The sequence below is a fragment of the Microcoleus sp. Z1_A1 genome, from assembly GCF_036700305.1.
GTDB lineage: Bacteria > Cyanobacteriota > Cyanobacteriia > Cyanobacteriales > Microcoleaceae > Microcoleus.
The window spans coordinates 18,137-28,567 of sequence record NZ_JAUBOR010000058.1 but is presented as its reverse complement, the minus strand read 5'-3'; the positions used below and the strand labels follow the sequence as shown (position 1 = coordinate 28,567).

The window sequence follows — 10,431 nt, the reverse complement described above, 5'->3', positions numbered from 1 at the left end:
AATTAAATCTGGCGCGTGCTCGTCAGCAAATAGCCTAACCCCACTGGTTTACTCTTTTGACAATTAATCCACCCTGCCCTTAAGAAGGGGGGGACAAGATGTGCATTTAAATTGTGGGTGGAGGGGCGATATTTTTAGGGAATAGTTTCAGGATTAGTTTATCTCACATCATGTTTACTTGACAACTAGGGGTCTGGCCCTTTTGGAATAAGTCAAAAAAGGCAATGCTTGGGATTACAAGTGGGCGATCTCCCCTCCCTTCATGTCCCCCCCTTCTTAAGGGGGGCTAGGGGGGATCAGGCCTCAAAAATCACCCTCCATCAAACCCAACAACTCCTGACAAACCCCCTCAAAACTCTGCAACACCTCAACATTCGTAAACCTGACAACCTTCAATCCATACCCTGTAAAATCCCGGTTCTTTCTGCATCATATAGTTTCCCTTGTTCCGTAAAATGACTCTCCCCATCAATCTCAATTACTAACAGTAAAGCCGCACAATAAAAGTCTACGATAAAATTGTCTATGGGGCGCTGTCTCAAAACTCGAAAAGGGAATTTCTGAGAAAATTTTGCCACAGTTTTTTTTATGAGGGAGTTGGATTTTTCCGCATTTCCTTGGCGATGGGGATGAGTTTTGGGTTGTATGGTAGGTGGAAGTTGGAGTCGTTTAGTTTTGGCATAATCCCGGTACGATCCCCCCTAACCCCCCTTAAGAAGGGGGGGATAAGATGTTAATGGAAATTATAGGTGATGGGGCGATATTTAGGGAATAGTTTCAGAATTAGTTTATCTCAAACCATGTCTACTTGACAACTAGGGCGATCTTTTGGGGATAGGGAAAGGTCGATCGCTCTTTTGTTATGAGTCAAAAAGTGCGATCGATCTTGCTGTTTTCGTCAATATTTAAATTATAGGTTTTGGGGCGAGATTTAAGAAATAATTTCAGACATTGACTGAAAAATTAGCAGCCTCAGCATCGTTAATTGCCTGCCTCAACCGCACCAAACGCCTTTGTCTGCTGTCATTTTCCAACTGCATTGTAATGTCTTCTAATTCCAGAGTCGCTGCTTCCATTGCTAAACGACTGCGGCGCAAATTAGCCAATAATCTCTTGGCTGTTTCAGGATTGGGAATACGCGGTTGGCTAGTCATGGCAAATTCCACTCCGTTTTCACTTCTTGAATACTCCGTTCCATTGCCGGAATTTCGATTTGGATGCGTTCAATAGATTGGTTTACTAAGTTTAGCATATCAACCGAAATTGTGGGTTGAGACTCAGCTATGCGTAACTGAAAATTAGACAGCCGATTAAACCAGGGTGTAGCACGTTCAGCCACACTTTTCAGTTCATCCAGAAATGGTATCGTATCACTCGTTTCTCCAAAAAGTTCAAATAGAGTCAATTCTGCTGCTGTTGCTGCGTCAACAATATCTAGCAACTGGCGTTTCAAATTCCAGATAATTTCCGCAAGTTCGTTGGGGAATTTTGCCATACTTGCACGCTCCTCATAACTCGTCAATCATTGTAATTATAAACGATCGTGCAGTCCGCGTGCGAAGCTATCCCATAGGAAATCGCTTTTTGGGGATATGGAAAGGGATCTCGGTCTTGTGGATGGACAGGGGCGATCGCTCTTTGGGGCTGTGAGTGCGATCGCGCTTCAACTCATTCTATTCTTCTACATTCTCAAATTCATCCATTTGCAATGTATACTGCAATGCTACCTGTAATCTTGATACATAATCGGCTAAAAGAGTGCCCAATTTTTTGATTAATCGCTCTCTATCTACCGCTACTATTTGATAGCAAAGCACGACCGAATCTTGTGTTAAACCACCTTCACCAGTCGGTAAAATAATTGTCCCTGGTATTTGAGCATCGTCGCAGATTACTTGTTACCGGAATTACGACTACTGTTGTAGTAAAGCGGTCTAATGTATCTCGCTGTACAATAATGACTGGTCTAATTCCTGCTTGTTCTGACCCTCTAGAAGGATTCAAATCTGCCAAATAAATATCTCCTAGCATCAGATTTTATCCTGTTGCTGAAGTCGAGGCAGATAATCACTTAAGGCGACTTCTGCAAAAGCTAAATCCTCGGCGGCAAACTCAGCTTTTAGTATCGCAGCTTCTTCATCAGAAATGTCATCCCATTCTCGAAATAATTGTTTTTTATTAGCAGATTTTTGAAGTAGATATTGTTGAGTAGCTTGCTGTTTGTCAGCCAGATATTTCCAGATTACGCGCTCGAGTTCCTGTAACTCTAAAACTTCCAGCATTTCAAGCTGATTAACAATTTGTTTGAGGATTGCCTGTGACATAGGTTTTCACTTTTTGCGCTTGCCTAGTTTGTCTATTATACAACTATTCGCGTCCAGTGGGTTAGCGATCGCTCTTTTGTCATGGAAAGCTCGATCGCTTTTCTCGATCGAGGAATCTCGCTTTTTGCTTCGAGGAGGGGCGATCGTTTTTCTAAGGAATGGAGCAAATTTATGGTAGAGAAACGGGTCAAAGCCTGTGTCCCTAGAGCGTCAAAATATGATAAACTTAGTAAAAGCACTCGCCTTCAAGATATCCAAGCCATGAAGCTTATTTCTTTATCAGCACATTTTGATGGGCAATCTATTCAGCTAGATGAACCCTATAAGCTTGAACCAAACATAAAACTCATTATCACAGTCCTCCCGGAACAATTAGCAGAACGCGAAGCCGGGTTGTGGTTGTCAAGGCATCAACTAAACAAAGCCTACAATCAGAACGACGATTACCCGCTCAATGCAATTAAAACACCAAATCCTGACTATGCAGGAAGCTGATGTTGTTCTCACCCCAATTCCTCAAGCTGACGGGAAAATTAAGAATCGTCCAGTCATCCTTCTGAGGGAACTACCTCCTTATGGAGATTTTTTAGTTTGTGGTGTTAGCACCCAACTACATCAACAGGTTCCAGATTTTGTCGATATTATTTCCCCTTCAGACCCAGACTTTGCTCCCAGTGGTTTACGGTCTCAATCGTTAATTCGGTTAGGTTTCCTTGCTGTATTGCCTCGCAATCAAATTATCGGTTCTATTGGAGCTATTTCATCGCAAGCGACATCAACGCTTACTAAAAACTCTGAGTGATTATCTTGTGAATTAGGGAGAAGGTCGATCGCTCTTTTTGGCATAAAAAGGTCGATCGCCCTTTACTCCTTTTTCTCAATCGAGGGCTGCATCAGCAACTAGCGCAACGACTGAATTATGCTGCCTAATATTTTATCTGATGACCTCGATCGCATCGAGCAAGCCATTCAACTCTCCTCACTCAAAGTCTCCCTTCTTAAGGGGATGCGAGGGGGATCGAGACTGTTGCTCCTACCCGCACCAAAATACAATTTAGATGCGGGATAGCTTACTTAAAAAAAATGGGAATCTAATCAGCCAAATCTGCGAAAACCTCGCGCACGGCCGGATGCACCAATCGGTGATTCTGCACGTTCAATCCCTTCGCCAAACTCGGATTCATTTCCAAAGCTTTAATCCCGTTATTTGCCAACTGCAAAACATAAGGCAAAGTGCTGTTATTCAAAGCTTGAGTCGCAGTCCAAGGCACGGCACCGGGCATATTCGGCACGCCGTAATGCACAACTCCTTCCTCAACATAAGTAGGATTTGTGTGAGAAGTTACCCGCAAAGTTTCCACGCAGCCGCCTTGGTCAACGGCTACGTCAACAATCACAGAACCGGGGTGCATCTTCGCAACAAATTCGCGAGAAACTAGCACCGGAGCTTTTTTCCCCGGAACCAAAACCGCACCGATTAACAAATCAGTATCGGGAACAACTGCTTCAATTTGCAAAGGACTGCTGTAGAGGTATTCTACTCTGGAACCGAACAGAGTTTCCAAGTAGGCTAGGCGATCGACATTTACGTCTAATATCTGTACTCTGGCGCCCATTCCTACAGCAATTCTGGCTGCTTCTGTGCCGACAATGCCGCCGCCCAAAATCACAACTTTACCCGGTCTTACCCCCGGTACGCCACCCAAAAGTATGCCCCTGCCGCCTTGCTGTCGTTCCAGAAATCGAGCACCGAACTGCACGGCCAAACGCCCTGCAATAATGCTCATCGGCGTCAGCAGCGGCAACTTTCTGTCCGGGAGTTCGACGGTTTCGTAGGCGATGGCCTGGACTCCGCTGCTAATTAAATGCTGGGTTAATGTGCGATCGGCCGCCAAGTGCAAATATGTAAACAGCAACTGCTCTTTTTGTATCAGCGGATACTCAGCAGGCAGCGGTTCTTTAACTTTAACAATTAGTTCGCGCTTCCAGACATCGGAAGCCTTTAAGACAATCTTAGCCCCTGCTTGAACGTAGTCCTCGTCTGCGAAACCGGCCCCAGCACCAGCATTTGTTTCCACAAAAACTGTGTGGCCTTTGTCCGAACAAGCCCGGACACTTGTGGGGCTGAGCCCGACTCGAAACTCTAAATCCTTGATTTCCTTGGGGACGCCTATTTCCATCTATAACCTCTAATCTCAGGCATACATAGATCGAATCTAACTTAAAAACCATTCCCAGCGGGCCAATACTCTTGTAGATTTTAGATTTGGCAATCCGGCTGGGGTAGGATAATTTGTGTTGGATTTTCCGCCAGATCGATCGCAATTTCCTCAATTTAGACTTGAATTACATAATTTTTTGATTGATAGATCGACCGCAGATGTAGGGCTGATTAACACAGAGTAACGCAGATAATTTCAAGAAGAGTCAATATATTTGATCTGTCACTTATAATTTAACAGGCATAACTCGCCCCCCTATCTAAACAAATGCCACGCACACCTACCTTAACATTCGATCGCGGAACTCTCTTGCTGCACCCGCCGCCCAAAGGCAGAGACTGGGTGGACTTTGCGACATGGGACGATCGCGTTGAAAAATACCGCATTCGGGCAATTCACTACCGCCCGCTGGTAGAATGCCTCCAAGCCGACTGCATTCACTTCACCGACGAAGCCAGGGCATACGAACTACTCGAACTCGTACCCAGCGTGGAAATGCAGCCTTACCCACATCAAGAACAAGCCCTCGTAGCTTGGCAGGAAGCAGGAAGCCAAGGAGTAGTCGTCCTCCCCACTGCTTCCGGCAAAACTTATCTGGCACAATTAGCCATGCAAGTCACTGGTCGCAGTACATTAATTGTAGTACCAACTCTCGATTTAATGCACCAGTGGTATGCTAATTTAAAAGCAGCTTTTCCCGACATCGAAATCGGATTGTTGGGCGGAGGTTCGCGGGACAAAACGCCAATTTTAGTCGCAACTTACGACAGTGCAAGTATTCATGCAGAAACCTTGGGCAATAAATACGGTTTGCTGGTTTTTGACGAATGCCACCATTTGCCAACAGACTTTTATCGAGTAATTTCCGAATATGCGATCGCGCCTTTTCGACTCGGACTGACAGCCACACCCGATCGCACCGACGGCCGCCACAGCGATTTGCATTTCCTGATCGGCCCGACAGTATTTAGCAAAAGACCCGAAGATTTGGCAGGCGATGCTTTAGCCGACCATAAAATAGTTCAAATCATGGTAAAACTGTCAAAAGAAGAGGGATCTCGCTACGCCGAATTAATCAACATTCGCAACGACTTCTTAAAACAGTCTAACATCAAAATATCCAGCCTCGAAGGTTGGAAACAGTTTATCATGGCAAGCGCGCGATCGCCCCTGGGAAGGCGCGCCATGCTAGCCCACCGCCAAGCCAAAGAAATCGCCCTTTGTACCGAAGGCAAACTGCGAATTTTAGCCAACATACTAGCAGAACACTCTCCCCAGCGCACCCTAATTTTCACCGGAGACAACGCCACAGTTTACCGAATTTCCCAAGAATTTCTCATCCCCACAATTACCCACCAAACCCCAGTCAAAGAACGCCACGAAATCCTCGATCGCTTTCGCAGCGGCGAATACAAAACCCTCGTCGCCTCCCACGTTCTCAACGAAGGAGTGGACGTTCCCGACGCCCGAATTGCTATCATATTGTCAGGCACCGGCAGCGAACGCGAATACATTCAGCGATTGGGTCGAGTTCTCCGCAAAAGCAGCGATGTAAATAAGTTAGCAATTCTCTACGAAGTCGTCACCGAAGACACCAGCGAAGAAAGAACTTCTCAACGCCGCCGAGGAGGAATGCAGCCTCATAAACCGAAACCACAAACACAAGTAGAACCGCCCAAGCCAGAATATCAGAAATTAGAAATTGTCAAACCGACACCCATTTACGGAGTCAACCGGGAGGCGACTAAAAAAGCAGCAGAATCACCAGCAAAATGGGGAGAAGACAATGATGAAATTCCCTGGTAGCAAGCTTAAATAACTTAGTTGTGGGATGGGAAGTCTTAGCGAAAGGATGGTTATATAATTAAAGCACTCCTAGGTCTATTTAAAATCTCAAATCTCAAATATCAAATATCAAATCTCAAATCGATTTAAGGAGTTAACGGGGATGTGACTAAAAAAGCAGCCGAATCACCCGCAAAATGGGGAAAATACAATGATGATTCCCCGGAAAATTGAAAATTGCCCAATTAGTGTATAATCTCACTATTAACTAAGTCACCTTACATAAAAATGAGCGAAACTGCACAACTAACTAACTTTAAAATTTTCCCCAAACATACAGGAGTTTGGGAGGGAGACTGGACAATACTCGATGCCGACTGCAAAGAAACCAGGCGTTTTACAGCAGTTGTTACCCAGAAAATAGTTGATAACGAGTGGAGGCAAACTAACCTTCAAACTTATGCCAATGGTCAGAGTGAAACCCAAAAGTTTGTGGGTTATGTTGTCGGCGAAGGACAAGTGCAAATTGAAGGTCTGGACTCGGTTTTTCCCAACTACAATACACTAGCGACAGAAGTTGGAGATGATTTGATAATTTTTCAAGTATGGGACAAAGCAACTGGCTTTATGAGGGCTGTTGAAACCATCCATCTTGTCAGTTCCGATCGGCGAATTCGGACTACCCAAAGCTTGACAGAAGAGGGAAAACTTAGGGGAGTTATGGTGATTGTTGAACAAAGAATTGAGTAAAAGTTTTTACTGCGTATGTTACCAACTGATTTATTAAGTCACCGCCAAAACGGAGAATCAATCATCCCTCTCCGCCTCAAGATAGATGCTAAAAACTTAGAAGCCGCAACGGAAATGATCGACTGCTTCCAAGAGTCGATCGGCAAAACCCAAGGCGAACTCGACGGACGCTTGCTAGAATTAGAAGGCGACAGCCCCGATTATCGGCTGAAACGGGGATTAGCGCACCTGCTGAAAGGCGGTTTCTGCACCTTGGAAGTCATCAGTCCCCTAGAACCCTCAGAGTTGAGACAGCGGGTTTTTGCCTTGTCCGCGCGATCGACTCCCAGCCCTCAATCCACCCAATTAACCCTGGAAAAAGTAGCAAGTGAACTCAGCCAAGAGTTAAACAGAGAAGTTTTTCCTCACGAAATCACTACAGGTTTATACGCCGATTTAAACGAAAACAAAATCCTCACTGAGTTTAATGCACCAACACCCGAAAACTTGCTTCACAAATACAATCTTTCTCAAGTTCAAGGCATATTTTACCGAGCAAGTCAAGTCCAATTAACCGCCCACCGCAACGATCCAGGAGAATACAAACTCTTATTTCGCTATCTGAAACTATTTCAATTAATGACTTACATCGAAGGCGATGCCGACCACGGTTTTACACTGACAATAGACGGCCCTACAAGCTTATTCAAACCCAGCACCCGCTACGGCTTAGCCCTGGCGAAAATGCTGCCCGCACTGCTGCACGTCACCAAATGGAGTATGCACTCCACACTGCACACAAAAGATCCTTTTAGTGGCGTTTTGAAAACAGGTAAATTTACCCTAAATTCCGACTGCGGTTTAGTCAGCCACTATCCCCCTGGCAAGCCTTATGATAGTATGTTAGAAGCAGCATTTGCTGAAAGATGGAATTCCACAAAAACCGAGTGGCAACTAGAGCGAGAAGTAGATTTAATTCCGATTCCAGGTAGTGTGATGATTCCCGACTTTCGGTTAGTGCATCCCGACGGGCGAGTATTTTTATTAGAAATAGTTGGCTATTGGCGGCCGGAGTATTTGCAAAAGAAATTTGCACAAGTACAGAAGTCTGAATGCGATAACTTAATTTTAGCTATTTCCGAACGGCTGAATTTAGAAAAAGCCGGAGTGAATGTAAATGAAGTGCCAGCAAAAGTAGTCTGGTTTAAAGATAAATTGTTGCCCAAATCAGTCCTGGAAGTCCTCGAAGAGTAACCAATCCGCGCATCAGTTGCAAACATCTTTCTTTCTTTCTCTCTCTCTGCGCCCTCTGCGCCCTCTGCGGTTCAAAAAAATCCTCCTCAAAAAACCTCCCACATTCCCAGCTATACTAAAATAGGAATTCACCCAAATCCTTGCCACCGCATACTCTCACCCTAAAACCGATAGAAAAATGGCAGACACAAGTATTGTCGAAAGAATCAAAAAGCTGTTAGCCCTCGCCACCTCATCAAATGAAAACGAATCCACTGCGGCAGCCGAAAAAGCTTCCCTGTTACTGGCACAGTACAATCTCAGTCTCGCCGATTTAGGGCCAAATCACCAAGAAGAGATTGACGAAGACTCAGTTGAAACAACATCCAAATTTGTCACTTGGAAAATGATGCTGCTTTCGGGAATTGCCGACGCTAACGGTTGCACTGCCATGCGAAACACTTATAATGGCAGTATGTTTTTGGTGGGAACTTCTACCAACCTGATTGTTTGCAAACATCTGTACGAGTATTTGAGCTCTGCGATTGAAAAAAGGGCTAAATACCGCAAAGGAAATGGCAGAGGGTTGGCGTATCTGAATGCTTTTCGGGTTGGATGCGCGACGAGGTTGAGACAAAGATTGTTGGAACAAAAACAGGAGATGGAAAACTCAGGGATTCCGGGTTCCGGGGATGCGGCGGCGACTCCAGCGATTGTAGTGCGATCGATGTTTGAGAAAAATCAACTGGCGATCGCGGATTATCTAGAGGGCCGAGGGGTTAAAATTAGAACGAGAACAGATTCTCAAGTCAGTAGCGCGGCGGGTTTTAATTCGGGGTATGAAGTGGGCGACAAAATTAGTTTGCACAAGCAAGTGCAGCCGCAAGGGGATCTGAAACAACTTAATGAATGTCTTTGAGTTTATGTATAGTTAGCATTAAAAGGGAATTTGTTCGTCAAGCTCAGGAAATTTTGCAGCCAGTTTATCCCAGGCTTCATTTGCCGCTTGTTTTACCCTATAATCACTATCTCGCAAAGCATCAATTAGGGAGTCTACTGCTCTTAAATCCCCTATTTCACCTAACGCCCAAACTGCCATCTGTCGAACTTCATCCTGGTTATCTTGCAAAGCTTCAATGAGAGAGTAAGTTGCTCGTTTATCTTTGATCTGACCCAGAGCCTTTGCTGCACTGACTTTAGTTGCGTAATCCCAATTATTATGACAATCGTCTTTGAGAGTGGCAATTAGAACAGGCACAGCTCTAGCATCACCTAAATCTCCCAAAATTCTGGCTACCTCTTCTTTGGGATCGTAATAGAGAAATGGATCGTTATTCTGCTGGTTCAATCGCTCTGCATTCTGATGATTGAGTAATTGCAACCCTTGGATTAGAGGCTCCACAGTTCTTGGATCTTTAAATTCGATTAGGTCGTTGGAGAAATATGTAAAAAACCGACCACACAAAGAGCCTTGCTGAATAGCTTGTAGAGCAAATTCTATAATCTGAGAATTATATTTACGCCAAATTTGATATTCTTTTTCAGGGTGGCGAGAAATATAATCCCCTATGAAGTAAGTTCCTGCTTCATAACATTCTGCGATGGTTAGCATCATACTGGTTAAACTTGTATACTTTTCAAGTAAAGTTAACTCTCCTTCTTCAAGTCGCTGAAAAATTATCGGACAAAAATTTAGTATGTTATTAATTAAAACGCACCCCTTATCTTCCCATAAAATGTGATAAAAAATATTTAAATACTTAAAACTTTCCCAATAAGGCTTAATTATATCTACATCGGCTATGTTATCTGTTTGGATAGTTTGATGTGTGAAGATATCCTGGCCAAGCTCTGCAACGATTTCTTGTAGAGGTCTAAAAGTCCAACTATGAAATATCCAAGCTGTTTCCTTCCACTCATCTCCTTCTACTGCACCATTTCTCCACTGATAGAGTTCATAGAGTTCAGGAGAAAATTGGATTGGTAAATCTCTTACTAAGTTATCTATCTCATCTTTTGATAAGCCAGGGTATAGATACTCAATCAACCAGGGCTCGTGTCGCTCTATCCAGCTTAAGATTCGCTTTAAGGCGTCGGTTAATTCTGAAGTCATAACTTTCTTTCAAATGGAACCCACC

General features: G+C 44.3%; 15 protein-coding genes. 7 read left to right on the top strand and 8 right to left on the bottom strand.

The window, feature by feature from the left end; translation table 11 throughout:
* Positions 1 to 392: 392 nt before the first annotated feature.
* The 6 genes from QT973_RS24385 to QT973_RS24370 form a co-directional block, all read right to left on the bottom strand.
* Positions 393 to 578, bottom strand: coding sequence for a DUF559 domain-containing protein (locus QT973_RS24385; protein WP_333058273.1), 186 nt, complete (start codon positions 576 to 578; stop codon positions 393 to 395).
* A gap of 366 nt (positions 579 to 944) precedes the next feature.
* Positions 945 to 1,154 (bottom strand): hypothetical protein, encoded by a 210-nt coding sequence (locus tag QT973_RS24380; protein WP_333058272.1) that lies wholly within the window; start codon positions 1,152 to 1,154, stop codon positions 945 to 947.
* Positions 1,151 to 1,495: a hypothetical protein gene (locus tag QT973_RS24375; protein WP_333144809.1), complete on the bottom strand. Its 345-nt coding sequence runs from the start codon at positions 1,493 to 1,495 to the stop codon at positions 1,151 to 1,153. The genes QT973_RS24380 and QT973_RS24375 overlap by 4 nt, the downstream gene beginning before the upstream one ends.
* A gap of 178 nt (positions 1,496 to 1,673) precedes the next feature.
* On the bottom strand, positions 1,674 to 1,862 hold the full coding sequence (locus QT973_RS27110) for a type II toxin-antitoxin system PemK/MazF family toxin (RefSeq protein WP_445243074.1): 189 nt from the start codon (positions 1,860 to 1,862) through the stop codon (positions 1,674 to 1,676).
* A complete protein-coding gene (locus QT973_RS27105; RefSeq protein WP_333212237.1) occupies positions 1,843 to 2,031 on the bottom strand; it encodes a type II toxin-antitoxin system PemK/MazF family toxin in 189 nt (62 codons plus the stop codon). The genes QT973_RS27110 and QT973_RS27105 overlap by 20 nt, the downstream gene beginning before the upstream one ends.
* Entirely contained in the window at positions 2,031 to 2,324 is a 294-nt protein-coding gene (locus QT973_RS24370) for a hypothetical protein (RefSeq protein ID WP_333212235.1), read from the bottom strand. The genes QT973_RS27105 and QT973_RS24370 overlap by 1 nt, the downstream gene beginning before the upstream one ends.
* Before the next feature lie 81 nt (positions 2,325 to 2,405).
* Between QT973_RS24370 and QT973_RS24365 the strand changes: the two genes are divergently transcribed.
* The 3 genes from QT973_RS24365 to QT973_RS24355 all read left to right on the top strand — a co-directional run bounded on the left by QT973_RS24365 (position 2,406) and on the right by QT973_RS24355 (position 3,393).
* A complete protein-coding gene (locus tag QT973_RS24365) occupies positions 2,406 to 2,819 on the top strand; it encodes a hypothetical protein (RefSeq protein ID WP_333392377.1) in 414 nt (137 codons plus the stop codon).
* On the top strand, positions 2,806 to 3,126 hold the full coding sequence (locus QT973_RS24360) for a hypothetical protein (protein ID WP_333058267.1): 321 nt from the start codon (positions 2,806 to 2,808) through the stop codon (positions 3,124 to 3,126). The genes QT973_RS24365 and QT973_RS24360 overlap by 14 nt, the downstream gene beginning before the upstream one ends.
* 117 nt (positions 3,127 to 3,243) lie before the next feature.
* A complete protein-coding gene (locus tag QT973_RS24355) occupies positions 3,244 to 3,393 on the top strand; it encodes a hypothetical protein (protein WP_333058266.1) in 150 nt (49 codons plus the stop codon).
* A gap of 22 nt (positions 3,394 to 3,415) precedes the next feature.
* Here QT973_RS24355 and ald read toward each other — a convergent pair whose 3' ends face one another.
* Positions 3,416 to 4,504: an alanine dehydrogenase gene (gene ald, locus QT973_RS24350; protein ID WP_333058265.1), complete on the bottom strand. Its 1,089-nt coding sequence runs from the start codon at positions 4,502 to 4,504 to the stop codon at positions 3,416 to 3,418.
* Positions 4,505 to 4,813: 309 nt separating this feature from the next.
* Here ald and QT973_RS24345 point away from each other — a divergent pair, with 309 nt between their 5' ends.
* From QT973_RS24345 to QT973_RS24330, 4 genes are all read left to right on the top strand, one after another.
* Complete coding sequence (locus QT973_RS24345; protein WP_333058264.1) at positions 4,814 to 6,352, top strand: DEAD/DEAH box helicase family protein; 1,539 nt, start codon at positions 4,814 to 4,816, stop codon at positions 6,350 to 6,352.
* A 267-nt stretch (positions 6,353 to 6,619) separates the two neighbouring features.
* Positions 6,620 to 7,081, top strand: coding sequence for a DUF3598 family protein (locus tag QT973_RS24340; protein WP_333274555.1), 462 nt, complete (start codon positions 6,620 to 6,622; stop codon positions 7,079 to 7,081).
* A 15-nt stretch (positions 7,082 to 7,096) separates the two neighbouring features.
* A complete protein-coding gene (locus QT973_RS24335; RefSeq protein WP_333212226.1) occupies positions 7,097 to 8,314 on the top strand; it encodes a DUF790 family protein in 1,218 nt (405 codons plus the stop codon).
* A 178-nt stretch (positions 8,315 to 8,492) separates the two neighbouring features.
* On the top strand, positions 8,493 to 9,212 hold the full coding sequence (locus tag QT973_RS24330) for a DUF2786 domain-containing protein (protein ID WP_333058261.1): 720 nt from the start codon (positions 8,493 to 8,495) through the stop codon (positions 9,210 to 9,212).
* Between the two features lie 18 nt (positions 9,213 to 9,230).
* Here QT973_RS24330 and QT973_RS24325 read toward each other — a convergent pair whose 3' ends face one another.
* The gene (locus QT973_RS24325) at positions 9,231 to 10,406 is read right to left on the bottom strand and encodes a HEAT repeat domain-containing protein (RefSeq protein ID WP_333058260.1); all 1,176 of its coding nucleotides are present in this window, start codon (positions 10,404 to 10,406) and stop codon (positions 9,231 to 9,233) included.
* Between the last annotated feature and the right edge of the window lie 25 nt (positions 10,407 to 10,431).